Genomic DNA, 24,952 nt, shown 5'->3' on the forward strand with positions numbered 1-24,952 from the left:
TTAAATTTTTTCGGCTACACGTAACCGTGCGCTTCTTGATCTTGGATTTTTTTTCTGTTCTTCAGGTGTTGCTTCAACAGGTTTTTTACTGATAATATGAAATACCTTTTCTTTTTCTTCCCGATCGAATGGGTTATACGCCTCCTCTTCAAAACTTCCTTTTTTAAAAAAGTTTTTTACCAATCTGTCTTCCAGCGAATGAAAGGAAATGATCGCCACCCGTGCGTGGGGTTTCAATACTCCCGGCAATTGCTGTAACAATTCTTTCAACACATTCAGTTCCTGGTTCACTTCAATACGCAAGGCCTGGAATACCTGGGCAAAGTATTTATTGGGATTCCCTTTCACGACTGATTGCAATGCCTGTTTCAACTGTTCAATGGTTTGAAACGGATTGGTAGTGCGTTGCTGAACGATGGTAGCGGCCAATGTTTTGGAATTGGTTACTTCACCATACAACTCGAACAGTTTATGCAACTGTTGTTGCGAATAAGTTTGCAGAATGATAGCGGCTGTTAATGGCTGCATGGGATCCATGCGCATATCCAACGGGCCATCAAACCTGGTAGAGAAACCTCTTGCACCTTCATCGAACTGGTGACTGGACACGCCCAGATCGGCCAGCACGCCATCCACTTTTTCAAAACGGTTGAGTTTTAAAAAACGGCTGATGTGTTTGAAGTTGTGCGGCACAAAAACAATGCGTTCATCGTCGGGCAGATTTCGTTTGGCGTCGGGGTCCTGGTCAAATGCAACCAGTCGGCCCTCCGGCCCCAATCGTTTTAAAATCTCCCGGCTATGCCCGCCACCACCAAATGTGCAATCAACATAAACGCCACTTGGCTCAATGTTCAATGCATCCACTGCTTCCGTGAGCATTACCGGAATGTGATATACATCCGCTTGCTCACCGTTCGCTCCATCTTCCGCAGGCAGTATCGTTTTCTTTTTTGCCATGCACAATTACTGCAATGGTTTCGCCATTACCTCATTCGCCAGACTACTGAAATCGTCGGCTGAAAGGGTGTCAAAGAACTGTTTGTACTTATTACTATCCCAAATTTCAATTTTGTCGCCCTTGGCGAATAACACCATGTCTTTCCCCAGCCCGGCATACTCTTTCAACTGTTGCGGTACCAACAATCGACCTGCAGAATCAAGCTCCACTACGGTTGCACCGTTCAAAAAGTAGCGTTGGAATTGGCGTACCTTCGGATCAAAATCATTCAACTGACTGATGCGGGCAAATATGGGTTCCCACTGTTTCATATGGTATAAACTGAGACATGCGTCCAGACCACGGCTCACCACAAACTGGGTGTTCCAATCTTCCGGCAACTGCTTTTTAAAGCCAGCCGGGAGCAGGAATCGACCTTTTGCGTCGAGCGTAACCTCATATTCTCCCAGAAAACCAATCATTTAGAATGAATTAATTCGTTTTAAACACAATTACACACAAAATAACACTTTTTCCCACTTTCAACACAAATGGTAGAAGTTTTATTTTTTCCACACGACCCAAAGCCAATGCAGGCAAGCATTACAGCGCCGTTTTGGTGATTTTTTTGTGAAGTGGGTGTGAATAGAACTGTATTACCTGTGGAAAACCGACGGGTGGGTGTGAATTAAGGAGATAACTCAGCAGTATAGTATGTTATTTCATTGACGAAGGGTATGTAACCTTGCAATGGTGAGGGTTGAAGTTGGCAACAACAATAATGAGGAAATAATTATCGGCCTACCGTATAGATATAATTCAACTGCTTTGAAACGATTAATGTTTTGAGGTCGGCATTCTTTTCAAAAAATGCACCCGTAGGGACATTAGTGATTGTATAAAACTCGGGATCAATAACATGTCTATCAATTTCCCTTGTCCTGCCAAACAGTAACGGTTGAATAAAGTAGGTACCAGTTTGAGAACTACTAAGCTTTTGCAAAACAATATTTTCGAAAAAAGATGTACCGTATAAGCGTTCGGGTTTATTTAATGAACTATCTAGAATACCACTCTGAGACACGAGGAAAGTATGTATGAGAGGCTGAGTATTCTGCCTGACTTGAAAAACTAAAAAAACTTCGATAAATCGGGTAGAATCTTGATCAAAATCGGTGATTGTTTTAAAAACAACTTTTTCAACCTCTTGCTTCCAGATCGTGTATTCTAAATCTTTTTTTTGCGTTACTCCATTCTTGTGAAACAGCAGAAACAAGAAAATAAAGTAGGTGAGTTGCTTCATAGTTAATCTTGCATTAATGAACAGTATAAAAATAGAAATCCGCTTAGTCCTATTTCTTCAACGGCAGATCAACCGTAAATGTGCTGCCTTTGCCTAACACACTATCTACTTTTACTTTGCCGCCATGGGCTTCCACCATTGTTTTTACATAACTCAAACCAAGACCAAAGCCTTTTACATTGTGTACATTTCCGGTGTGGGCACGATAAAACTTTTCAAACACACGGGCCAGTGTTTCTTTATTCATACCAATACCATGATCTTCCACCGTAATACGAATGGACTTGCCGATATTTTTTGTAGAAATATTTAATTGAAACGAATCATCTTTTGAATACTTCAATGCATTGTCAACAAGGTTGTTGATGAGATTGGTTAGATGCACTTCATCTGCATCCATCAAATCATTACTTGCATTCAACTGCACATCTACTTTTCCCTGCTTTTCTTCAATTTGTAATTGCAAGTTGTTCAATACATTTTTGATGATCTGGTGCACATGCAATTCACGCAAACTCAACTGCACTTCCTGCCGCTCCATTTGTGCTGCCTGCAGAATGGATTCCACATGCTTGTTCATGCGTTTGTTTTCATCTTTGATCATGTTGGTAAAGTAGCTCATCTTCTCGGGGTTGCTGAGTACTTTCTCATTCTTGAGCGCATCTACTGCCAGCGAAATAGTAGCCAGTGGCGTTTTCAATTCATGCGTCATGTTATTGATGAAATCATTTTTCATGTCGCCCAGTTTTTTCTGTCGCAACAATGTTCTTACAGTAAGAAAAAACGCAGTGACGATGATCAATGTAAACAAAACAGAACCGGCGATCATCCAACCGAGCGATTGGATCACATAACTTTTTACATCGGGCACCACAATTACAAAGACTTCATCGGGCGCAAGACTTTCCAATATGCTGCCACTGCTGGCTACCAACGGATACCATGCTTTTAAATTATGCACAGTATCAGCCGCCATTTCCATAAAGCGAGGCGATTTCAATTCATAATGACCAAACACATTATCGCTTGCTACTGCAAACTCAAACTCCGTGTCTTTTAAATTCTGCCGCAGAAATGCTTTTTGCAGTTTCTCTTTTATTTCAAAAATGGTGAACCGGTTGGTAACTGAAAATTGTTTGTAAATATCATAGCCGTCGCCCGGAAATTTCATGCCCGGCATGCGGCCAAGGTTATTGAACGCATCGCTTCGCTGCATCACCAATTCTTCGCCCACACCCTGAATAACTGCTGATAATTTTTCCTTCAACTGCTCTTCCCGCAACAATGCCAGATTGCGTAGCCAGGATACCTGCACGTAGATAATACCCAACAACGACAATGTGATCAATGCAATGATGACCGGGAAAATCTTTTTCATGCCTACTGTTTACAATTGAGTTGGTTAAGGAACCTGCAATGTCTGCAAAAATACCCGTGAAAGTAACAGGAAATAACTGTTTTAAAAAGACCTGCTCTTTTTAACGTGGTTTTGACAGAAGCCTGCTAAAAAACATGAAAAATTGAAATTTCCGATGTAAATTAATTCTATGATTGAACCGGGTACAGGCATATTATTGATTTCCGATCCATTTTTAAAAGATCCCAACTTTATGCGTACGGTTGTGTTGCTTTGTGAACACAAAGACGAAGGCAGTTTTGGGCTGGTGATCAACCGTACATTTGAACAAACACTCGATCAATTGATCACGGAACTGGAGGGCTATTCTGTTCCCGTACATTATGGCGGTCCAGTTCAAATGGATACGCTGCATTTTTTGCATCAACTGCCCGATGAAATTCCCGGCGGACAAGCCATTACAAAAGACATTTATTGGGGAGGCGATTTTGAAATGGTGATCAGCATGTTGAAAAAAGGTACACTCGACCTTGGCAAGATCCGTTTTTATCTTGGCTACAGCGGCTGGGGCAATGGACAACTCACTGATGAGATGAAAGAAAAAAGCTGGCTAACGGCAAACGCTACCCGAAAACTCGTGTTTCAAACCGATATCGATCATATCTGGAAAGAATCCGTTAAATCAATGGGCGGTGAATTTGAACAATTGATCCACTACCCCATCGACCCGCAGTTAAACTAAGCCTTCAATTAACGATGCAAACAAGGTACTGAGTTTTTCGTCCGCCTTACCTGCCACTTCAATGATCTCGGCAATATTTACCGGCTTTAAATTTTCGGGATCACATTCATCTGTAATCACACTTACTGCCAAACATTTTAAACCGATCTGGTTGGCAACAATTACTTCCGGTACCGTACTCATGCCCACCATATCTGCACCGGTGCTGCGCAACCATCTGTACTCTGCTCTTGTTTCCAGGTTTGGCCCCATCACTGCAACATAAGTCCCTTTGTGTAATGGAATATTTTGCTCCGTTGCTTTTTGTAACATGCGTTGTTGTAATGAAGCATCATACGGCGCACTCATATCAACAAATCGTTCACCCAACGAAGGATCGCTCAATCCACGCAATGGATTATCAGGAAGCATATTGATATGATCATCGATGAGAATAAGATCGCCTTTTTTGTAATGGAGATTCATACCACCGGCAGCGTTACTCAACAGCAGTGTTTCAACACCCAATGCTTTCATTACACGAATAGGGAACGTAACCTGTTGCATACTATACCCTTCATAATAATGAAACCTTCCCTGCATGGCAATTACCTGCACACCTCCAATTTTGCCGTATAATAAATTTCCTTTGTGAAACTCAACGGTAGCTTGTGGAAAATGAGGGATATCGGTATAAGGAATCGTGAGCTCCACCTCTATTTTATTAACCAATGCTCCAAGCCCGGTACCAAGTACAATACCCACCACCGGCTTTGCTTTCATACCCCGTTCTGCTAAAAAAGAAGCTGATTCCTGAATTGCTGCAACAATATTGTTCATTCGTTGTATTAATTGAGTTATTTATTAATCTATAATTTTCCCACTTACGTATATCCATGAAAATAGGTTTTTTGCGATTACGACCCTTCTTCATACTGTTTCTTTTTCCGGCATCCCTTGTATCGGCTCAGAACGGATACAAAACGGGTGATGCTGTGCAAAACTTTCCCATCAACAAAACACTGAACCAGGAAAAACCTGCCACGAACTTCAATTCGTTACAGGATGACATTACGATTCTTGACTTTTTTGGCACATGGTGTGTTCCCTGTATCAAAGCAATACCACAGCTTGTAAAAATCCAGGAGAAGTTTAAAGATAAGCTGACGGTTGTTCTGGTATCAAATGAAGAAGAAGCAAGATTACAGAAGTTCCTTGCGGCAAGAAAAGATTTTGCTTTCCCGATTGTTTCGGATGCAGATAACAGCATTACCAATTTATTTCAGCCGCCAGCCTACCCCTATACCATCATTTTGAAAGATGGAAAGATCATTGCCATTACAGAAGCTGAAAAAATTACAGAGGAAGCAGTTGCTAACTGGATGAAAGGAGAAAAGCAACCGATCGAAGAACAGAAAACGACAAGTGTACCAACCACGAATTACAATGAAGTGATGAATACAAAAACACGCAGCAAAAATGTGTTAGTAAAACTGTCGCAGGATTATATCTATGCTGCAAAAACAGGCGAAAGCACTGCGGCATTGGAAGAACAACTCCGGTCGATCACAATCACTGATCTGCAAAACAAATTAAGTACGGATGATGAGAAGAAAGCATTCTGGATCAATCTTTATAACGGTTATGTACAGGCTGCTTTGCAAAAGAATCCTGATGCTTACAAAAGCAGAAGTGCATTCTTCAAAAGCAAGCAAATCACTATTGCAGGATTGCAGTTAAGTCTTGATGATATTGAACATGATTTTCTACGTCGTTCAAAAATTAAATGGAGCGGCGGCTATCTTAATAAACTTTTTCCCGGTAAAACTGAAAAGGAATTACGTGTAAAGAAATTAGACTATCGTTTACACTTTTCGCTGAATTGTGGAGCGAAAAGTTGTCCGCCGATTGCTTTTTATAATCCTGAAAACTTACATCAACAATTGGATATTGCAGCAACTGCTTACTTAACCGGCGAAGCGGAATATGATAAGCAAGCAAATACCATGAAGCTTCCTGCTATTATGGGATGGTTCCGGAAAGACTTTGGCGGCAAGAAAGGAATGATCCGTTTGCTGAAAGAAAAAGCGATTATACCAACTGATGTGAATCCGAAAATCAAATTCAAATCATACGACTGGACATTATACTTAAACAATTATCAGAACTAAAACCAACATCATGCACAATCATTATTACAACGCAGAAGATCTCGGCAAATTTGGAAAGATCGGTGAATACCAAAAAGACCTGGCAGATAAATTCTTCGCATGGTACGGCGCCACATTTGCAGACAGTGCTCTAACAGCAAAAGAAAAATCATTGATCGCTTTGGCAGTAGCACATGCCGTGCAATGTCCCTATTGTATTGATGCATACAGCAGCGATGCATTTGAAAAGGGTTGGGATGAAGCGCAAATGATGGAAGCAGTGCATGTAGCGGCAGCCATTAAAGGCGGTGCAGCATTGGTGCATGGTGTGCAAATGATGAACAAGGTGAAAGAGATCGCTATGTAAAACCAGACCCAACGAATTACCAACCATCAATTACTCAACAGATGAGCAGCAACACGAAATCATTAAAGGCACAGGGAAACAGTTTGGCAGATGTACATGAGCAGATCGAGATTTTAGAACATGGTTATAACGGCAACGAATATCGTCTGGTACCTTTTCAGCAAAAACTAGAGAGCATTGGTCTGTATCCATTACTGTCAACACAATTGGAAATATTCCAGATCAACGTTGGTAAAATGTGTAACCAGGTGTGCAAACATTGCCATGTGGATGCAGGCCCCGACCGTAAAGAGATCATGACCCGTGAAACCATGCAGTTGTGTCTGGATATACTTGCAGCCAATCCTTCATTTAAAACAGTTGACCTTACAGGCGGTGCACCGGAATTGAATCCGGATTTCCGTTGGTTTGTGGAAGAGATCAAAAAGCTTGGGAAGCATATCATCGTCCGTTGTAATCTCACCATCATTCTGGCAAATAAACGTTTTCATGACCTGCCTGATTTTTTCAAACAGCATCAAATAGAAGTTGCCTCATCTCTTCCCTCCTATTCAAAAGACCGTACAGACCGTCAGCGTGGTGATGGTGTATTTGAAGATTCGGTGAAAGCATTACAAATGTTAAATGCAGTTGGTTATGGAGTGGAAGGCACGGGGTTAATTCTGAACCTTGTTTACAATCCCGCCGGAGCTTTTTTACCGGCACCACAAAACGCTTTGGAAAAAGAATACAAAGCAGCGTTGAAAAAAGATTTCAATATCGTTTTCAATTCGTTGTTTACGATTACAAACATGCCTATCAGCCGTTATCTCGATTACCTGTTGCAAACAGAAAACTACGAGAAGTATATGGAAAAACTGATCGCTGCATTTAATCCGGCTGCTGCTTCAAACGTGATGTGCCGAACAACACTTTCCATTGGCTGGGATGGTTATATCTATGATTGTGATTTCAACCAGATGCTGGAAATGAAAGTATCGTGTAAAGGATCGCAGCATTTATCAACCTTTAATGCAGCAGCATTAACTAACAGAGAAATTATCATCAACCAGCATTGCTATGGCTGCACAGCCGGTATGGGCAGTAGTTGTGGAGGCGCTGTAGCCTAATTGAAAACCGTTTATATAGTTGATTTTTAAAAACCGCATGCACAATTATTTCGTTTATACGTAGGCGTAATAACTGTGGTATGGCGAAACAATTTTCGGTAATTCATTATAATAAATCATTCCTGCTTATTCTCACAAAGCGATTTGTTGTTGTAACTGTATTATCGTTTCTTTTTGTTTTACCAACAATTGCGCAGGTTACAAGTGCCGGTATACGTGGTACTGTAAAAGCGGAAAATGGTGAAGAGCTTGAAAAGATCACGGTGCAGGCAATTCATGAACCAACAAGATCAATTTATACAACCGCTTCGCAAAAAGGCGGTACGTACAACTTACCCAACCTCAAAAGCGGTGGTCCTTATACACTCATTTTTTCCTATATCGGTTTTGCGGGTGATACACTTACAGATATTCAATTAAGTTTAGGCAACACCGAAACTATCAACACTGTGTTGCAACCACTTGCTACAACATTAGACGATATTATTATCAGAAGTAATAAAAAAATCATTCGCAGAACCGGTGCCGGCACTTCTATTTCAAAAAGCCAGATTGAAAATTTTCCTACCATCAGCAGAAGCCTGCAGGATTTTACACGGTTAAGTCCGCAGGCAAATGGTAACAGTTTAAGCGGCACCAATTACCGATACAATAATTTAAGTATTGATGGCGCTGCATTGAACGATGCTTTTGGTTTTACTGAACCTGCAAGCGGTGCAGGTGGATCATTGGCATCGGGCACGCCGGGTGGTTTAGCAAAAACACAACCGATCAGTTTAGAAGCCATACAGGAAGTACAGGTAGAAGTATCGCCTTACACCGTTACATTGGGGAATTTTACAGGCGGCAGTATCAACGCTGTTACAAGAAGTGGTACGAATCAATTTTCAGGTTCTACATTTTTCTCCGGAAGAAATCAATGGTTAACGGGACCTACTGCAGATGCAAAACGTCAACGCATTGAAAACTTTTCTGATTATCAAACCGGCTTTCGTTTAGGCGGCCCCATTGTGAAGAATAAACTTTTCTATTTTACAGCTATTGAAATTGCCAGAAGAAACGAACCTGTTGCATTTGCACCAGGCAGCGATGGATCAGCGATACCGTTTGCACTTGCAAAAGCATTGTACGATACGGTTCTATCCCGTTACAATTATGATCTTGGCTCTTATGAAGATGTCACCTTAAAGATCAACAGCGATAAATTTTTTATGAAGCTGGATTGGAATGTGAACAGTGTACATAAGCTGAGCATCCGGCATAATTATGTACAGGCATTTGCAGATAACAATGAACGTTCAGCCAATATTCTCAACTTCGGCAGCCAGGGCTTTCGGCACAACAGTAAAACGCATAGTGCCGTGTTTGAAGCAAAATCAAATTTCTCCGACCGTTTGTCCAATAACCTGATCATCGGATTTACAAATACAAAAGATGAGCGCCAAATCAAAGGAGATCTGTTCCCACATATTGAAATTACTTACAACACTGCCAACACTATTTACCTGGGTGCTTACCGTGAAGCAGCGGTATATGGATTGAATTTAAAAACACTTGAACTTACGGATAACCTTACGTTCTACCGAAGAAAACAAACGATCACCATTGGCACGCACAATGAATTTTACAATATCGACTATCGCTTTCTTACAGCTTTTAACGGAAGATGGGCTTACAGAAGTGTAGATGATTTTTATGCCGATAAGCCAAGCCGCATACGTGGCGTGTACAACTTGCAGAATAACGATTATGAATTCAACCGCAACAATCCATCAGCCAGTTTTCGTGTGTTTTTATTGAGTCAATACATACAGGATGAAATTGCGGTAACAAAAAACTTACGTGTAACAGCAGGCATCCGTTTTGATTTTACAGCTTACCCCGACAGGCCTAATGTAAATCCCGATGTAACAAAAACAAAAGGATTCGAAAACTTTTCAAACAGTAACAACCCATATCCGCAAATTGCACCAAGAATCGGTTTCAACTGGAATATTAATGGAACGCAACAACTTGTTGTAAGAGGTGGAAGCGGCATCTTCAATGGTCGTATGCCATTTGCATGGCTTGCCTATCCGTATTACAACAGTGGTACAACATATGGCAATGTAGATTTTCGTCCAACAACAAATGTTCCGTTGATCAACGATGTATCACAGATCGCTGCCACGTATCAGCCCGGCATACGGGAGATCAATTTGCTTGATAACAATTACAAACTGCCACAGGTATTCCGTAACAGTTTAGGGATTGATTTCAAAACTGAAAATGGATGGTCAATATCTGCTGAAGCTGTTTATACAAAAACATTGAATGATGTTTTGTATAAAACCATCAATCTCAAAGACAGCACCGCCAGCTTAACCGGAGCAGGTGATAACAGAACGGTGTATCTTGGAAATGGAAATGCACAAAAGCTGAATCCTTCATTCACCAATGTATTCCTGCTCACCAATACCAACCAAGGTTACCGCTATCAACTTTCTGTTACAGCTGGAAAGCGCATCAAAGCATTTCAATTTTTTACTGCTTACACTTATGGCGTATCAAAAGATGTTTCCAATGGTGTGCGTGTTTCACCACAAGCGAATTGGGAATTCAATCAAACGATTTTACCGAATGCCCCGCAGTTATCTTATTCTAACTTCGATCTGCGTCATCGAAGCATCAGCAATCTTCAATACAATCAAAAATGGAAACACAGCAGTGTAAATGTGATCTTTGTTTACACGCTGCAATCCGGCAGTCCGTTTACCTATACCTATATTGGCGACATAAACCGTGATGGTTCGCCCAATAACGATCTGATCTATATTCCACGCAATCAAATTGAAAGTAACCTGGTTGATATAAAAGATGCAGCCGGAACTATTGTAACAACTGCTGCTGCACAATGGGAACAGTTGAATAACTATATCGAACGTGATCGCTATCTCAGGAAACGAAGAGGCCAGTATGCAGAGCGAAATGGAGCCCGCACTCCCTGGAATCAGCAACTTGATATGAAGGTTACGTATTCGATACAATTAGGTTCCGAAGAACAAAAGCATACACTTGGCTTTTCACTGGATGTATTTAATCTTTCCAATCTTATTTCGAGAAACTGGGGACGGCAATATTATGTGCCCAATATTTTAAACAGCAGTTACCAATTACTCACTGTTGCAAGAGTGAACAGTTCATTACAACCGGAATTAAATTTTTCGAATCCGCAAACAACAGCCTGGCAATACGATGCACTGATCTCCAGAGCGCAGGGGTTATTCAGTATTCGTTACAGCTTTTAAATCCACCACATGACGATCCTCTTATTTCTTGCTGTGCTTTTACTTACATACGCCAATGGTGCGAATGATAATTTTAAAGGAACTGCTACTTTATGGGGAAGTGGTACGTTGAATTACAAGCAAGCACTGTTACTTGCCACACTATTTACATTTGCCGGATCGATCTGTTCCTATTTCCTGGCAAACGGTTTGGTAAAAAATTTTTCGGGTAAAGGTTTGGTGCCCGATGAAATATTACAAACGAAAGAATTTGTATTAGCCGTTGCAGGCGGCACCGGCATTACTATTTTACTGGCAACGTTTTTAGGTTTTCCTGTTTCAACCACACATGGGTTAGTAGGTGCATTGGTTGGTGCAGGTATTGTAGCAGCAGGCAGCAAGGTTGATCTGAGTGTATTGGGCAAAACATTTTTTCTTCCCTTACTATTCAGTCCGTTGATCGCCATTCTTATAACAGGCATTCTGCATAAAATCATTTCCACAACAAAGAAAACCGACTATACTGTTGCTGGATTATCCATAACAGGCAACGGATCGTTTCTTAACCCGCTTCACTATGTCAGCGCAGGCGTTGTAAGTTTTGCAAGAGGGTTGAACGATACACCTAAACTCATTTCACTGCTATTACTTTCAACATATTTCAGTATGCCCATCAACTTTTTACTACTTGCAGTTGTAATGGCAATCGGAGGATTGATCAATGCACGCAAAATTGCTGAGACCATGAGTAAAAAAATTACAAGGCTTTCACCCCAACAGGGATTATTGGCGAATATGGTTACCGGCACAATGGTGATCATGGCCAGTAAGTTTGGGTTACCCGTTTCTACCACACATGTATCTGTTGGTAGTATTTATGGCATTGGTCTTTCTGCAAAAACTGCCGATAACAAAGAAATAGCGAAGATCGGATTATCATGGCTACTCACATTGCCAATTGCAGCCATCATCAGTGCAACCATTTATTTTATTATATCGTATATCAACTAAACTCACCATCAAATAAAAAAGACAATGAGCACTACTTATCTCGAAACAACAAAAAATGTTTACAAAGAAGCCGCTGAAAACCCGCAAGTTGGTTTGTGCTGCACCACTACACCCATTTGGCAATTGCCAGGATTAGATATTCCGGTGCGTATGCAACAGATGAATTACGGATGTGGCAGTACCGTTCATCCAAGAGATCTCGTAAAGAATCCACGAATACTGTATGTTGGCGTTGGCGGAGGAATGGAGTTGTTGCAGTTTGCCTATTTCAGTCGCCAGTTGAACGGTGTTATTGGTGTTGATGTAGTGGATGAAATGTTGCAGGCGAGCCGTGATAATTTTGTGGAGGCTGAACGTTTGAATCCGTGGTTCCGTTCAGAGTTTGTAGATCTGCGTAAAGGTGATGCATTGAATTTGCCGGTTGAAGACAACAGTATTGATGTGGCTGCACAAAATTGCCTCTTCAATATTTTTAAACAGGAAGAATTGAAACTGGCATTAGAAGAAATGTATCGTGTGTTGAAACCAAGAGGCCGTTTGGTGATGAGTGATCCAACCTGTGAGCAGGATATACCGGAGAACCTCCGTGAAGATGAACGTTTGCGTGCTTTGTGTTTGAGTGGTTCTTTACCATTGTGGGATTATGTGAAGATGATCACTGATGCTGGATTTGGTACTGTTGAAATAAGAGCGAAGCGTCCGTATCGTATTCTTGATCCAAAGAATTATGATACCAATGAATTGCTCTTTATTGAAAGTGTGGAAGTGTGTGCCATTAAAGATCCGATGCCTGCTGATGGACCTTGTGTGTTTACCGGTAAAACAGCAATTTATTTTGGAAATGAAGAATGCTTTGATGATGACAATGGACATGTCTTGTTGCCCAACCAGCCGTTGGCGGTGTGCGATAAAACTGCGGCAGCATTGGCTTCATTAAACCGTGAAGATATTTATATTTCAGGATCTACCTGGTTTTACGACGGTGGTGGATGCTGCTAATGCGAAAACTTACATGACGAAAAAAGCGATTATTGTATTTGTAAAAAATCCCGAACCGGGAAAAGTAAAAACAAGATTAGCAAAGGATATCGGCGATGCTGCAGCGGTTGACGTTTACCGTCAGTTGCTGCGGCATACGCATGATGTACTGGTACCAGTTTCTGCAGGTAAATTTATTTTCTATGCAGATGAGATCAACCGTCTAGATCTGTGGGAAACAAATTCGTTTTACAAACAACTGCAGCATGGAAATGATTTGGGCGAACGGATGCAACACGCTTTTTCATTTTTGTTTGAACTAGGCTATGAGCGTGTGCTCATTATTGGCAGCGATTGTCCACAACTTTCCACCGTACATCTGAACCATGCATTTGAATTGTTAGAAACACATGATGTTTGTATTGGCCCTGTTGATGATGGTGGTTATTATTTACTCGGCTTGCGTGCTGTTCATCTGCCTTTCTTCAGTAACAAAGCATGGAGTACCGACAGTGTTTACAGCAGCACCATCAACGATGCAACAGAAGCAGGATTAACGGTTGCTGTAACCGAACAGTTAAGAGATGTAGATACGCTTACTGATTGGGAAGAGTTGAAAGAATTGCTTGATTATCAGAAAGCTTCGCCAATAGTAAAATAAAAAGCGGTTGAATTTTTCCCGAAACCTGCATCTAAACGCAGGTTTATTTTTTCGGCAGGGTTTAATGCAAATCGAAGTCCGGCACCGTACGTTGTACGAATCTTTTCAGCCATATTTTTCAGTTGATCATTTACTGCACCTGCATTGGCGAACACCGTTCCCCCAAATCGTTTGTAGATCTTAAAACGATATTCTGTTCCAGCTGCCAGGAGATTTTTATCCCGGTAGCGCCCTTCATAAAACCCACGCATTTTTTTATTACCACCCAGCAATGCCAGTTGACTGAACGGTACATTTCCATCAACCATATCTGCAAACAGATTAAAGGCCCACACATTTTTTCGTTTGGTTGAAAGATATGTAGATGCATCAAGTGTATATCGGTTGTATTGATAATTGCTGCCTGTTGCATTGCCATAAAACTGTGCACCTGCATCAACAAACACCCCTGAGCCGGCATAGAAAATATTATCACGGGTATCGTAATTCAATGCGGGGCCAATACCTGAAATAAAGCTTCGTGTACTTCCTTCGATTGTACCAGATGAAAGTTGCTTGCCCGGTTCTGTTTCCACCACACGATAATCTTCCAACCAATAACGTAAGCCTGCATATAGCTTTGGATTGATCTTACGCAACACATTCAATCGCACTCTTGGATAGTTTACTTTGTATAATTCTTTGTAATCAGCTGGCTGATCATTTCCAATGCCGAAAAAATAATAAGAGTATTTATAATAACCTATTTCGCCATAAGCAGTGAACTTGCTTCCAGGTGTGTAAATACGAAACGGTGCATACAATAACAGTTGTTTATTAAATGTGTAAGCAGCCCCAAACTGCACTTGAGAAGGATAACGTTGTGCCGTATCTTTTTTATTCCGGAATGTATAGGCTGCAAATCCACCAACAGCCACACTTGTTTCAGGTGAATAGAACACAACAGGAAACGCCGTTAAACGACGAGGTTTATTTTTTCTGCTGCTGTCTTGCGAAAAAACATTTGCTGTAAAGAAGAAGACGATGACTGCAGAAAAAATAAACCTCATAATTGTGTTGCGCCTGCTACACTTTTACCCTCGAGAAACTGAGACTTTTTACCATCCAGTTGGGTAACGGTTTTTCAGGCTTCCTGTTTTTTAAGTTTAAATACCATCCTATTTTTTTCAGGATCGGCACACGATGTGTTTCCACATATTCGATCCATGTACCATCCGGATCTTCATTGTATGAAAAGTGACCGGCTGCTTCGCCCATATCAAAACTGTTGGCACTGTCAACAGTGAATGGAAAACCATTTTCATTGCAGATGCGTTCATGTTCTTCGTAACCATTAATATCAAAGCACACATGAATATATCCCTGATCGCCCCATAAACGATTTTCAAAAATTTGTTTTGGTGTGCGGTCTGTTACTTCAATCAACTCAACATAGGTTGGGCCGAGTAATTTTGAAAATGCGCCTTCCTGTTTACGTGTATGTCCGAGCATCACACGTTTGAAATTGTGTTGCCCGCCGGGTATGTTGCTGAACTCGTCGTAATGTCCTTCATCCAAAAACAATTGCTTATCGTAACCCAATACTTTTTCATAAAACGGAATTGCTTTCGCTATTGAAATAACGCCGATGGTTACGCCACAAACACCACCTGTATGTCGTCCTGTATCGCTGAACCAGTTCTCATCCGCCATTACTTCAAAGATGTTGCCGTATGGATCTTTCAGAAAGAATGATTCAATGCCACCCGGATTTTCTTTTGGTGCACTCAACAGATTTAAACCTGCTTTCTGATATTCAGCATAGGCAGCCTTTACATTTTTACATTTGATCTTGATCACGAAAATGCCTGTGTCGCCCAACTGCACTTCAAATGCTGCCGGTTGCGATTTACGGCTGCGGTATTCCCAAATTTCGAAACCGCCTCCACCCTGCATATTCAATGCAAGAATTGCATAACGCTCATGTCCTTCGCCACCGGTATAACGCTTCATCAACTCTGCACGGGCAGCATCTTTAAACACCACCACATCGGTGCCGAAATGTTTGTTATACCAGATAAATGCTTCATCCGCATTTGTTACACCGATTCCTACCTGCTGAATACCACTGATGATCCGTTTCATTGAACTTATTTTTATTTACGAAAGCGTGAAGATATTAGTTTTTTGTATTTACCAATTCAGTAAGCGTTTGTAGGCAACAGCCATCTCTTCCTGCGAGGCTCCCTTTCGATACATGGCTATGATTTTGCGATGGGCCGTTTGCACTTTCCACCAACTGTTCTTATCGTATTTGCGGGCTGAGATCAGCGCAGATTTACGGAGAATTTTATAGCGCCCCTGTTGCCTCGCCCGTTTTACAAACTCATAATCTTCCATAACCCGCATATCATTTCGATAACCACCAGTAGACTGGAATAGTTCTTTTGTAATAAACAAGGTCTGGTCACCGCCATAACAAATAAACCAATCGAACCGGGTAAACCATGCGTTGATTGATAAAAACCATTTGTTGCTGTTGAATTTTGTTCGGTAACGCCCGAGTGCAAATCCATCCCGGATTGCCTGTTGAATATCGGCTGCAAAACTTTGCGGAGGAAACACATCAGCATGTACAAAATAAAAGACTGAACCACTTGCTCTTGATGCACCATAGTTTAACTGGGCACCTCTGCCCTTTTGTGGCGATACAACAACCGTTGCTCCTGCTTTCGCTGCTTCGTCTTTTGTTGCATCGGTACTGGCAGCATCACATACAATGATTTCCTCCAGCAAAGAGCCGCCATGCTGCTTCAGGTAAGTTACCAGCGCTGCAATGGTTTGTTCTTCGTTGTAAACAGGAATGATAACTGAGATCATGCAAACAAAATTGGGGATGAAGATAGGCAAGGCGCAGAAAAAAACCGCAGTGATTTGCTGCGGTTTTTGATTCTTTAGTCGAGTTGTAATTTCTTTTCCTTTGGGTATTTTACGTTGTACTTCATTTCCATTTTCTTCAATTGCTTTGGATCAATGGTATAAGTCCAAGTGATGATCTTTGTCTCGTCATTTAACTTTCCTCCATCATATTTCAGATCACCCACTTCAATTTCTTTGATTGTTGAAATAGGGAACTGATCTTCCACAATAATATTCACCGGCACATTCTTGTTATTGCGAACAGTTATTTCATAATGCTTGGTATCGGTACGATTGCTACCGAGGAATTTCTTGTTGCTGAATTCTTTCAACAACGTTCGTTTAACGGTGATACCCTTATCAACTCCCAATGAAAGTGATAACGTATCAGAATCGGTTGACAGATCGAGGTAGGATTTACCAAGGAATGTTCCTTCAAAAAACAAATTGGTTTCGCCGGGAATTAAATTAAGATCCTGCCAATTAATAAGCTTGGCTGTGAGGTATGCAGCTTCATCCAGTTTTGGTGCAGCGTAGTATTCATAATATGCTTCAATACTTTTATCATTGATGCTCATCGTATTTACTTTGCCATCGTTATTCACCGTTGCGATTTCCTGTATTTCGTATTGTGTAGTGATGGGTTGAAAAGTAGTAATAACCTGCAAAGGGGTTGATTTGTTTTCCATTTTCAATGATGTTTTTCCTCTTACTTGTATACCCGGAACTGCCCCAGCCAAATCATTTGAAGTTCCATAGCCAACCACAACTACTTCCTGCAGATTATTATTCATAGGTTTCATAGCCACACTAACAAAACTTCTTCCTGCTGCAAATTCATAAGCTTCATACCCAACTGATGATACAACTAATGATTGTGTATTTCCATTTGCTTTGATGCGGTAAAATCCATTCGCATCCGTTGTGGTGTTTTGTGTTGTTCCTTTCACTGTTACGATTGCACCCGGGACTGGTATTCCTTTATCATCCGTTACTCTTCCCATTAACATTTGATCGCTGCCGCTGATGGTCCATTGCTTCATATAATTACTCATCTGTGCATCTACATAAGATATAAACCATGGATTGATCAATGGTTTTGAATTATTATCATTCGGATTACCGGTTGATAAAACCAGTTTGATGTTGTTCCAGTTCTCACCGCTTGTTTGATACACATTCGCATTCATTTCAAGTTGCAGCTTGCTCACCACATCTTTCACACGGATATTATAAGTAGGATACCAGCCAGCTTTTTGCACGAGATAAGTTATTTCAAACGGAACGGTTGCTGTTTCCTTTACATCAACGAGAATGACAATTTCATTGGTAGAGAGATCGATCTTTCTGCTCATTTCTGCCAGTTGATTCGAAAGTTTGTTTCGTTCCTTGTTCATCTCTTCGATCTCTTTTTGCAACGTCAGTTCTTGTTTCAATACTTCGGTTAATCGTGTTCTTTGAAAATCGAGTGATTGTCTTAATTCTTCTGGCTTCAATGTAACAGTTGATCCTGCTATCTGCTGGTTCTTGATCAGCATTGCTTCTTCCTGTTTAAATACTTCCAGCACTTTAGATGTAAGACTGATCTTGTCATTCAGCTGAAAGAATTTCTCTTGCGTTGTTTTGATCTCTTCCCGTACTTCCTGTTCTTTTAAATAATCACGTTGAACACGCACCGATAAAATAGTGAGTCTGCCATCGGCTTTCACCTGCACACTTTGCTTTTCAATATCGGTGGAGATACCGGTGAACACGATCTCCTGCTTACCTGCAGAGATGGATTGTTTCACGGTTCGCTTTACCTGTGCCCCTTTCGTAAACACAGTTACCTGTTCCATTTTTGTTTCAACAGGAACACGTTTTACTGATTGAGCAACTACTGTAATTGGAAGAACATAAAGAAGAAATTGCAGCCATTTCGTTTTCATAAACAATTGTTTTATGAACGATGGATGCAGGAAAAAGGACAATTACATAACCTAAACACAAGCCTTGTTAAACAACAAAATACTTTAGCTGAATTTAATTCGTTAAACCAACATGAACAAAGTTAAAAAAGTCAGCCTTGGCTTTATTCTAATAATACTAGGTTGCAGTTCTCAAAAAGAAAACGAGTTCCAATTTTACCCGAATTTAAACGATACTTCTTTGCATAAGAAACAGTTGTTAAATTTCCGACGATCCCTATATGGCTATTTTGATTTACCAGATATCACTGTGGGAACTTCTGACTCACTGGAAATAAGGATTTGGCCCAATCATGCATTCGATATCACCAAAAATGTCTTAATTTTTAAATTAGGTAATGGTACAGCCAGTGGCCACCATTACAACTCTTTTATGTTACCAATTACTAATGCTGATGGAAATGTATTTACCCTAACTGATTTAACAGGGCTGGGCGACAGTGTATTTGTTGTAAAAAAGATTGTACCGTATTGCGGCTGGAAACTGTTTCGTGACAGCATAAATTATTTCAGCTTATTGCAGTTACCCACCCAAGGAGACATTAAAAACTTTAAAATAAAGCCAGTACTTGATGGTTATGGCTATGATTTCGAGATTGCAACGCCACATTCATATCGATACATCTCTTACTGGTTACCCCAGATTTACGATTATAAAGAGTGTCAGAAAATCGTTGGACTTGTTGAAATGCTCAAACGTCAATTAGGAGATAATTTCAGTTGGCCACTAAATAAAAAAGTCCCGACAAAAAATTGACGGGACTTGCAAAACTTATCTAAATCTGTTTACACAGCTTCGCTTCCTTCAATCAGTACTGTTACTTTATTGTTCAGCACTTCTACAAAACCACCCTGGATCTTAAACAGTTCGTTACGGTTTTTTTCAACCAGTATCTTTAACTGTCCGGCTTTCAACGCACTTACTAACGGAGCATGGTTATCCAATACTTCAAAGCTACCGTCGATACCCGGCAACTGTACACCAATTACATCGCCGCTGTATGTCTTTCCGAGTGGAGTTAATATTTCTAAATTCATACAATTTTCAAATTAGTTATCCTTTTGCTGCTGCCATTAACTTCTTACCTTTTTCGATGGCATCTTCAATTGTACCAACGAGGTTGAATGATGCTTCAGGATATTCATCCACTTCACCATCCATGATCATATTGAAACCACGGATTGTGTCTTCGATACTTACGAATACACCCTTCAAACCGGTAAATGCTTCTGCAACGTGGAATGGCTGCGAAAGGAAACGCTGTACTTTACGTGCACGGAATACAGTCATTTTATCTTCTTCACTCAATTCATCCATACCAAGGATGGCGATGATATCCTGCAGTTCCTTGTAACGCTGAAGGATCAACTTCACACGGTTAGCAGTTTTATAATGTGCATCACCTACAATTGCAGGAGTAAGGATACGTGAAGTAGATTCCAACGGACTTACCGCCGGATAGATACCAAGATCGGCGATCTTACGATCCAATACCGTAGTAGCATCCAAGTGAGCGAAAGTTGTTGCAGGTGCCGGATCGGTCAAATCATCCGCAGGTACATATACCGCCTGTACAGAGGTAATTGAACCGTTACGTGTTGAAGTAATACGCTCCTGCATCAATCCCATTTCAGTTGCAAGCGTTGGTTGGTAACCTACCGCTGAAGGCATACGGCCCAACAACGCTGATACCTCAGAACCGGCTTGTGTGAAACGGAAGATATTATCAACGAAGAACAAGATATCTTTTCCTTTGCCTGTACCATCTCCATCACGGAAATACTCAGCAATTGTCAAACCTGAAAGAGCCACACGAGCACGTGCACCTGGAGGTTCGTTCATTTGTCCGAATACGAAGGTTGCTTTTGATTCTTTCAATCCTTCCATATCCACTTTGCTCAAATCCCATCCACCTTCTTCCATGCTGTGCTTGAAAGCATCACCATAGTTCATAATGCCTGCTTCGATCATTTCACGCAACAGATCATTTCCTTCACGGGTACGCTCACCTACACCGGCAAATACCGACAAACCACCGTAACCTTTTGCAATATTGTTGATCAATTCCTGAATCAATACCGTTTTACCTACACCGGCACCACCAAACAAACCGATCTTACCACCTTTTACATATGGCTCGATCAGGTCAATTACTTTGATACCTGTAAACAGGATCTCGTTGGTTGTACTCAAATGTTCAAATGCAGGAGGTTTGGCGTGAATTGCACGACCACCCTCTTTACTTACCTGTGGCAAACCATCAATGGCATCACCAGTTACATTGAACAAACGGCCGCTGATGAGTTCACCGGTTGGCATGGTAATGTTCTTACCTGTATCCACCACTTCCATTCCACGTACCAAACCTTCGGTTCCGTCCATCGCAATGGTACGAACACTGTCCTCGCCGAGGTGCTGTTGCACTTCCATTACAAGGATTTCACCGTTTGGACGCTTTAATTCAAGAGCACTGTAAATTTCGGGGAGAGTACCGTGAAACTGAACGTCTACAACGGCTCCGATCACCTGTTTAACCTTACCAATATTGGCCATAGTCAATGTATTTAAGAAAAGGGGTTATTATTCAGGGCGCAAAGGTAAGGGTGGGAGAATGAATTGCCAATTTGTTGACCCCGATTTTTAAAATTGGGGAAAAAAGCCGGAAAACCTTGGGGCTGTGGACTTTTGAGCCTTGGTTTTTCTTTGGTTCGGGCTGTACGCTGTACCTCCGCTTTGCTCCGGTGCCGCTTCCATCCCACAGCCCATCGACTGATTTACAAAACCGCTTCTTTTTGCACAATACCCGTCAATTCAAAACTTTTTGCTCACTTTGTGGTTATTGAGCACAATGTTTAATCTTAAATACAAACGAATGAAACGTATGTCTCTCCGCTTTTTGTTACCAGTTTTAGCAATTGCAGCATTTGCTGCCTGTAACAACGAAGAAGCCACAACAACAACTGAAACGAAAGAACCTGTTCTGAAAGAAGAAAGCATCACGTATACCGGCGACAGTATTACCATGAATGGCTTTGTGGTGTACGATGAAAATATTGAAGGTGCCCGCCCGGCTGTATTGGTAGTTCCGGAATGGTGGGGATTGACTGACTATGGAATGATGCGTGCCCGTGAACTTGCGAAGCTTGGCTATATTGCTATGGCCATTGATATGTATGGCAATGGTAAAACAGCCGATAACCCGGATAGTGCCGGAGCGTTTGCAACTCCTTTTTATCAAAACCCACAAATGGCAAAAACCCGTATTGAAGCGGCCATTGCTAAAATCAAAACCTATCCGCAAACCGATGCAGCCAATGTTGCAGCTATCGGTTATTGCTTTGGCGGAGCAATGGTATTGAATACTGCCCGCATGGGTATCGACTTAAAAGGCGTGGTAAGCTTTCATGGAAATTTAGTTGGCACTCCACTTAATAAGGACTTGTTGAAATCAAAGATCCTTGTTTGTCATGGTGCGGCCGATCCATTTGTACCGGTTGAAGAAGTGGCCAAATTCAAAAAAGAGATGGATTCAACAGGCATTGCTTATACATTTGAAGAATATGCAGATGCGGTGCACGCATTCACCAATCCCAACGCAACAGCAATGGGCGAAAAATTTAAAATTCCAATCAAGTATAACGCAGCAGCTGATACAGCCAGCTGGAAGGATATGAACGAATTCTTTACCTCGCTGTTCCAACAACAGTAATTACTATTCAATTAGTGGAAGGGCTTTCGAAAGAAAGCCCTTTTTTTATTGCAGGCAGTTTTACTGCAACTTCATCAGTTCCTCATTTGAGTAAATAGGTTATTCTGCATGAAACACATTTCTACGCACTCGTTTTCGTAAAAAAGATTGGTTTATAACTTCATATAAAATAAATTGAGGCACCAAAAACAACCAACTCATGGCGCTTCAACCCTGGCGTACCGGCAAGATCATTCGTATTGTTGACGAAACGCCCAATACAAAACGTTACTGGATCCAGCTTTCAGAACTGGATGTATTTGATTTTAAGCCCGGTCAATTTGTGCAGCTCGAATTTCCGATTCACGAACAGCAAAGCAAACGCCTACGCAGTTACAGCATTGCATCATGGCCCGATGGTACCAATGTATTTGAACTGCTCATTGTATTAAATGAAGCAGGTGCAGGCACCACCTGGTTATTTAATAACGCAACTGTAGGAACCGAATTTCCTGTACGTGGTGCTATGGGTGTGTTTACGTTGCCCGACCCAATTGAAAAAGATCTCTTCTTTATTTGTACAGGAACAGGTATTGCACCATTCCGCAGTATGGCACATTATATTAAGTTGCATAATCTTCCGCATAAAAATATTTATCTGTTGTTTGGCACACGCAAAAAAACAGACCTTCTTTATTACGAAGAATTAACACAGCTGCAGAAAGAACTTCCGGGCTTTCATTATGTACCCACGCTTTCACGGGAAGAATGGGAGGGTCGCACCGGTTATGTACATCCTATCTACGAAGAGTTATGCAGCAGCAGACAAGAAGCAAGTTTTTATCTCTGCGGATGGAAAGCCATGATCGATGAAACAAAGAAGCGCATTATGGAAATGGGCTACGATAAGAAAGCGATTCATCAGGAGTTATATGGATAATGTTCATCATTACAACAGATGAGAGGAAACAGTTTTTTTGATGACGATCATCAATTGATGTCATTCATTCAACTGCGACCTTTCGCCTTTCAAAAGAAAAGCATTTGTCGAAATCATTTTCTGAAAAAAGATTCTGAATAACTTTTTATATGATAACGACAGGTGGAAGAGAATAATGATGTAATTTAAACCACAAACAAACCAATCTGTTTATGGGTGCTGCCTCACTCATCCTGTTAATACTTGCTGCCATTGCCTTTTCGGCCGGCGCTATTCTTATCGCAAAAGTGGTGACCAAGGCCACAAAGAACAAGCAAAAATCTGAGCCTTACGAATGCGGTATACCAACCGTTGGCCCCAGCTGGATCCAATTTAATGTAGGTTATTATTTATTCGCTCTCATCTTTTTAATTTTTGATGTGGAGCTCATCTTTTTATATCCATGGGCCGTTGCAGCGAAACAAACTGGCTGGCTGGCGCTCATTGAAATTGTGATCTTCTTCTTCATTTTATTTATGGGCTTTTTATATGCACATAAAAAAGGCGCATTAAAATGGAAATAAAATAATCGTAAACAACACCCAACCAAAAGTACCAGATGACAGAACAACAACATACCGCAACAGATTTTCCCGGACAGATCCACGAAACACCGGGCGGTGGTATTGTCCTCAGCAAATTGGATGATGTGATCAACTGGGCACGTTCCAATTCATTATGGCCGCTTACGTTCGCCACAAGTTGTTGTGGTATTGAAATGATGAGTACTGCAGGTGCCAAATATGATTTCTCCCGTTTTGGTTTTGAAGTAGCACGTGCCACACCACGTCAGGCCGATGTAATTATTATAGCTGGTACCATCGTAAATAAAATGGCACCGGTGCTGAAACGTTTGTACGATCAAATGGCCGATCCAAAATATGTGATTGCAATGGGTGCCTGCGCTATCAGCGGAGGCCCTTTCTTTTATAATACATACTCGGTTGTAAAAGGTGCAGACCATGTTATACCGGTTGATGTGTATGTGGCCGGTTGTCCGCCACGCCCGGAAGCATTATTACATGCGTTGATCTCATTGCAGGAAAAGATCAAAAGTGGTTTAACAAGAGAACAAATAAAGGAAGGAAAAGAAAGTATATGACGAACGAAGAATTAAAGACAAGCATCGGAATACGGCTACCTTCCGCAGTAATGGAAGATGGCAGCGATTTCCTAACTATCAACATCGAAGCAACTGATTGGGTATCCTTTGCTCAACATTTACGCAATGATGCTTCACTGCAATTCAATTTTCTTTTTTGTTTGACCTGTGTTGATTGGAAAACGCATTTAACAATGGTGTATCATCTGCGTTCAACCATTCATCGTCACGAACTGGTGGTAAAAGCAAAAGTCGACAGAATAAATCCTGAAATCGAAACCGTAAGCCATATTTGGCGCACGGCAGAATTTCACGAACGTGAAGTATATGAAATGTTTGGTGTGAAATTTCTGAACCATCCCGATCTGCGTTTGCTGATATTACCCGATGGATGGGAAGGAAAGAAACCAATGCTGAAAGATTTTGAAGATCCGATTAACATGATCAGACTCTAATT

General features: G+C 41.2%; 25 protein-coding genes. 14 read left to right on the forward strand and 11 right to left on the reverse strand.

Annotation, left to right across the window (positions count from 1 at the left end):
• From rsmH to WG989_RS01130, 4 genes are all read right to left on the reverse strand, one after another.
• Complete coding sequence (gene rsmH / locus WG989_RS01115) at positions 1–957, reverse strand: 16S rRNA (cytosine(1402)-N(4))-methyltransferase RsmH (protein ID WP_340426711.1); 957 nt, start codon at positions 955–957, stop codon at positions 1–3.
• Positions 958–963: 6 nt separating this feature from the next.
• A complete protein-coding gene (mraZ, locus tag WG989_RS01120; RefSeq protein ID WP_340426712.1) occupies positions 964–1,419 on the reverse strand; it encodes a division/cell wall cluster transcriptional repressor MraZ in 456 nt (151 codons plus the stop codon).
• A 311-nt stretch (positions 1,420–1,730) separates the two neighbouring features.
• Positions 1,731–2,240 (reverse strand): hypothetical protein, encoded by a 510-nt coding sequence (locus tag WG989_RS01125; protein ID WP_340426713.1) that lies wholly within the window; start codon positions 2,238–2,240, stop codon positions 1,731–1,733.
• Positions 2,241–2,289: 49 nt separating this feature from the next.
• Entirely contained in the window at positions 2,290–3,618 is a 1,329-nt protein-coding gene (locus tag WG989_RS01130; RefSeq protein WP_340426715.1) for a sensor histidine kinase, read from the reverse strand.
• Between the two features lie 169 nt (positions 3,619–3,787).
• Here WG989_RS01130 and WG989_RS01135 point away from each other — a divergent pair, with 169 nt between their 5' ends.
• The gene (locus tag WG989_RS01135; protein WP_340426716.1) at positions 3,788–4,339 is read left to right on the forward strand and encodes a YqgE/AlgH family protein; all 552 of its coding nucleotides are present in this window, start codon (positions 3,788–3,790) and stop codon (positions 4,337–4,339) included.
• Here WG989_RS01135 and WG989_RS01140 read toward each other — a convergent pair.
• The gene (locus tag WG989_RS01140; RefSeq protein WP_340426717.1) at positions 4,331–5,158 is read right to left on the reverse strand and encodes a purine-nucleoside phosphorylase; all 828 of its coding nucleotides are present in this window, start codon (positions 5,156–5,158) and stop codon (positions 4,331–4,333) included. The two genes, WG989_RS01135 and WG989_RS01140, sit on opposite strands and share 9 nt — an antisense overlap.
• A 155-nt stretch (positions 5,159–5,313) precedes the next feature.
• Between WG989_RS01140 and WG989_RS01145 the strand changes: the two genes are divergently transcribed.
• The 7 genes from WG989_RS01145 (at position 5,314) to WG989_RS01175 (ending at position 13,860) form a co-directional block, all read left to right on the forward strand.
• On the forward strand, positions 5,314–6,489 hold the full coding sequence (locus tag WG989_RS01145) for a DUF547 domain-containing protein (protein WP_340426718.1): 1,176 nt from the start codon (positions 5,314–5,316) through the stop codon (positions 6,487–6,489).
• Between the two features lie 10 nt (positions 6,490–6,499).
• Positions 6,500–6,835, forward strand: coding sequence for an arsenosugar biosynthesis-associated peroxidase-like protein (locus WG989_RS01150; protein ID WP_340426719.1), 336 nt, complete (start codon positions 6,500–6,502; stop codon positions 6,833–6,835).
• A gap of 41 nt (positions 6,836–6,876) precedes the next feature.
• On the forward strand, positions 6,877–7,944 hold the full coding sequence (gene arsS / locus WG989_RS01155) for an arsenosugar biosynthesis radical SAM (seleno)protein ArsS (protein ID WP_340426720.1): 1,068 nt from the start codon (positions 6,877–6,879) through the stop codon (positions 7,942–7,944).
• A gap of 80 nt (positions 7,945–8,024) precedes the next feature.
• A complete protein-coding gene (locus tag WG989_RS01160) occupies positions 8,025–11,231 on the forward strand; it encodes a TonB-dependent receptor (RefSeq protein ID WP_340426722.1) in 3,207 nt (1,068 codons plus the stop codon).
• 9 nt (positions 11,232–11,240) lie between these two features.
• Positions 11,241–12,221, forward strand: a complete 981-nt coding sequence (locus WG989_RS01165; protein ID WP_340426724.1) for an inorganic phosphate transporter — start codon at positions 11,241–11,243, stop codon at positions 12,219–12,221.
• 24 nt (positions 12,222–12,245) lie between these two features.
• Complete coding sequence (gene arsM / locus WG989_RS01170; RefSeq protein ID WP_340426725.1) at positions 12,246–13,220, forward strand: arsenosugar biosynthesis arsenite methyltransferase ArsM; 975 nt, start codon at positions 12,246–12,248, stop codon at positions 13,218–13,220.
• A 13-nt stretch (positions 13,221–13,233) separates the two neighbouring features.
• Positions 13,234–13,860, forward strand: a complete 627-nt coding sequence (locus tag WG989_RS01175; RefSeq protein ID WP_340426726.1) for a TIGR04282 family arsenosugar biosynthesis glycosyltransferase — start codon at positions 13,234–13,236, stop codon at positions 13,858–13,860.
• Here the strand turns inward: WG989_RS01175 and WG989_RS01180 are convergent.
• The 4 genes from WG989_RS01180 to WG989_RS01195 all read right to left on the reverse strand — a co-directional run bounded on the left by WG989_RS01180 (position 13,833) and on the right by WG989_RS01195 (position 18,686).
• On the reverse strand, positions 13,833–14,909 hold the full coding sequence (locus tag WG989_RS01180) for a BamA/TamA family outer membrane protein (protein ID WP_340426728.1): 1,077 nt from the start codon (positions 14,907–14,909) through the stop codon (positions 13,833–13,835). The two genes, WG989_RS01175 and WG989_RS01180, sit on opposite strands and share 28 nt — an antisense overlap.
• Before the next feature lie 16 nt (positions 14,910–14,925).
• Positions 14,926–15,984: a VOC family protein gene (locus WG989_RS01185; protein ID WP_340426730.1), complete on the reverse strand. Its 1,059-nt coding sequence runs from the start codon at positions 15,982–15,984 to the stop codon at positions 14,926–14,928.
• Positions 15,985–16,032: 48 nt separating this feature from the next.
• The gene (locus tag WG989_RS01190) at positions 16,033–16,719 is read right to left on the reverse strand and encodes a TIGR04283 family arsenosugar biosynthesis glycosyltransferase (protein ID WP_340426732.1); all 687 of its coding nucleotides are present in this window, start codon (positions 16,717–16,719) and stop codon (positions 16,033–16,035) included.
• 74 nt (positions 16,720–16,793) lie between these two features.
• A complete protein-coding gene (locus tag WG989_RS01195; protein ID WP_340426733.1) occupies positions 16,794–18,686 on the reverse strand; it encodes a DUF4139 domain-containing protein in 1,893 nt (630 codons plus the stop codon).
• A 112-nt stretch (positions 18,687–18,798) separates the two neighbouring features.
• Here WG989_RS01195 and WG989_RS01200 point away from each other — a divergent pair, with 112 nt between their 5' ends.
• Positions 18,799–19,482: a hypothetical protein gene (locus tag WG989_RS01200; RefSeq protein WP_340426734.1), complete on the forward strand. Its 684-nt coding sequence runs from the start codon at positions 18,799–18,801 to the stop codon at positions 19,480–19,482.
• Positions 19,483–19,511: 29 nt separating this feature from the next.
• On the opposite strand, the gene atpC is transcribed toward WG989_RS01200, so the two are convergent.
• Together atpC and atpD are read right to left on the reverse strand one after the other, a co-directional pair.
• Positions 19,512–19,763, reverse strand: a complete 252-nt coding sequence (gene atpC / locus WG989_RS01205) for an ATP synthase F1 subunit epsilon (protein WP_340426735.1) — start codon at positions 19,761–19,763, stop codon at positions 19,512–19,514.
• 16 nt (positions 19,764–19,779) lie between these two features.
• Positions 19,780–21,279: a F0F1 ATP synthase subunit beta gene (gene atpD, locus WG989_RS01210; RefSeq protein WP_340426737.1), complete on the reverse strand. Its 1,500-nt coding sequence runs from the start codon at positions 21,277–21,279 to the stop codon at positions 19,780–19,782.
• A gap of 319 nt (positions 21,280–21,598) precedes the next feature.
• On the opposite strand from atpD, the gene WG989_RS01215 reads away from it, so the two are divergent.
• The 5 genes from WG989_RS01215 (at position 21,599) to WG989_RS01235 (ending at position 24,950) form a co-directional block, all read left to right on the forward strand.
• Positions 21,599–22,435 (forward strand): dienelactone hydrolase family protein, encoded by an 837-nt coding sequence (locus WG989_RS01215; protein WP_340426738.1) that lies wholly within the window; start codon positions 21,599–21,601, stop codon positions 22,433–22,435.
• A gap of 199 nt (positions 22,436–22,634) precedes the next feature.
• A complete protein-coding gene (locus WG989_RS01220; RefSeq protein ID WP_340426739.1) occupies positions 22,635–23,354 on the forward strand; it encodes a ferredoxin--NADP reductase in 720 nt (239 codons plus the stop codon).
• Between the two features lie 212 nt (positions 23,355–23,566).
• Positions 23,567–23,917 carry an NADH-quinone oxidoreductase subunit A gene (locus WG989_RS01225; protein ID WP_340426740.1) on the forward strand — a complete coding sequence of 117 codons (351 nt, stop codon included), beginning with the start codon at positions 23,567–23,569 and terminating at the stop codon, positions 23,915–23,917.
• Between the two features lie 35 nt (positions 23,918–23,952).
• Entirely contained in the window at positions 23,953–24,495 is a 543-nt protein-coding gene (locus tag WG989_RS01230) for an NADH-quinone oxidoreductase subunit B (RefSeq protein ID WP_324231929.1), read from the forward strand.
• The gene (locus WG989_RS01235) at positions 24,492–24,950 is read left to right on the forward strand and encodes an NADH-quinone oxidoreductase subunit C (protein WP_340426742.1); all 459 of its coding nucleotides are present in this window, start codon (positions 24,492–24,494) and stop codon (positions 24,948–24,950) included. Before WG989_RS01230 ends, WG989_RS01235 begins: the two co-directional genes overlap by 4 nt.
• Positions 24,951–24,952: the final 2 nt, after the last annotated feature.

Source organism: Lacibacter sp. H407, assembly GCF_037892605.1.
Classification (GTDB): domain Bacteria; phylum Bacteroidota; class Bacteroidia; order Chitinophagales; family Chitinophagaceae; genus Lacibacter.

Coding starts and splice junctions, on each gene's coding strand:
- WG989_RS01235 (WP_340426742.1), top strand. CDS start 24,492: ATGACGAACGAAGAATTAAAGACAAGCATCGGAATACGGCTACCTTCC.
- WG989_RS01150 (WP_340426719.1), top strand. CDS start 6,500: ATGCACAATCATTATTACAACGCAGAAGATCTCGGCAAATTTGGAAAG.
- WG989_RS01175 (WP_340426726.1), top strand. CDS start 13,234: ATGACGAAAAAAGCGATTATTGTATTTGTAAAAAATCCCGAACCGGGA.
- WG989_RS01140 (WP_340426717.1), bottom strand. CDS start 5,158: ATGAACAATATTGTTGCAGCAATTCAGGAATCAGCTTCTTTTTTAGCA.
- WG989_RS01165 (WP_340426724.1), top strand. CDS start 11,241: ATGACGATCCTCTTATTTCTTGCTGTGCTTTTACTTACATACGCCAAT.
- WG989_RS01190 (WP_340426732.1), bottom strand. CDS start 16,719: ATGATCTCAGTTATCATTCCTGTTTACAACGAAGAACAAACCATTGCA.
- WG989_RS01200 (WP_340426734.1), top strand. CDS start 18,799: ATGAACAAAGTTAAAAAAGTCAGCCTTGGCTTTATTCTAATAATACTA.
- WG989_RS01215 (WP_340426738.1), top strand. CDS start 21,599: ATGAAACGTATGTCTCTCCGCTTTTTGTTACCAGTTTTAGCAATTGCA.
- arsS (WP_340426720.1), top strand. CDS start 6,877: ATGAGCAGCAACACGAAATCATTAAAGGCACAGGGAAACAGTTTGGCA.
- WG989_RS01185 (WP_340426730.1), bottom strand. CDS start 15,984: ATGAAACGGATCATCAGTGGTATTCAGCAGGTAGGAATCGGTGTAACA.
- rsmH (WP_340426711.1), bottom strand. CDS start 957: ATGGCAAAAAAGAAAACGATACTGCCTGCGGAAGATGGAGCGAACGGT.
- WG989_RS01125 (WP_340426713.1), bottom strand. CDS start 2,240: ATGAAGCAACTCACCTACTTTATTTTCTTGTTTCTGCTGTTTCACAAG.
- WG989_RS01160 (WP_340426722.1), top strand. CDS start 8,025: ATGGCGAAACAATTTTCGGTAATTCATTATAATAAATCATTCCTGCTT.
- WG989_RS01135 (WP_340426716.1), top strand. CDS start 3,788: ATGATTGAACCGGGTACAGGCATATTATTGATTTCCGATCCATTTTTA.
- WG989_RS01225 (WP_340426740.1), top strand. CDS start 23,567: ATGGGTGCTGCCTCACTCATCCTGTTAATACTTGCTGCCATTGCCTTT.
- atpC (WP_340426735.1), bottom strand. CDS start 19,763: ATGAATTTAGAAATATTAACTCCACTCGGAAAGACATACAGCGGCGAT.
- WG989_RS01220 (WP_340426739.1), top strand. CDS start 22,635: ATGGCGCTTCAACCCTGGCGTACCGGCAAGATCATTCGTATTGTTGAC.
- WG989_RS01130 (WP_340426715.1), bottom strand. CDS start 3,618: ATGAAAAAGATTTTCCCGGTCATCATTGCATTGATCACATTGTCGTTG.
- arsM (WP_340426725.1), top strand. CDS start 12,246: ATGAGCACTACTTATCTCGAAACAACAAAAAATGTTTACAAAGAAGCC.
- WG989_RS01195 (WP_340426733.1), bottom strand. CDS start 18,686: ATGAAAACGAAATGGCTGCAATTTCTTCTTTATGTTCTTCCAATTACA.
- WG989_RS01180 (WP_340426728.1), bottom strand. CDS start 14,909: ATGAGGTTTATTTTTTCTGCAGTCATCGTCTTCTTCTTTACAGCAAAT.
- atpD (WP_340426737.1), bottom strand. CDS start 21,279: ATGGCCAATATTGGTAAGGTTAAACAGGTGATCGGAGCCGTTGTAGAC.
- mraZ (WP_340426712.1), bottom strand. CDS start 1,419: ATGATTGGTTTTCTGGGAGAATATGAGGTTACGCTCGACGCAAAAGGT.
- WG989_RS01230 (WP_324231929.1), top strand. CDS start 23,953: ATGACAGAACAACAACATACCGCAACAGATTTTCCCGGACAGATCCAC.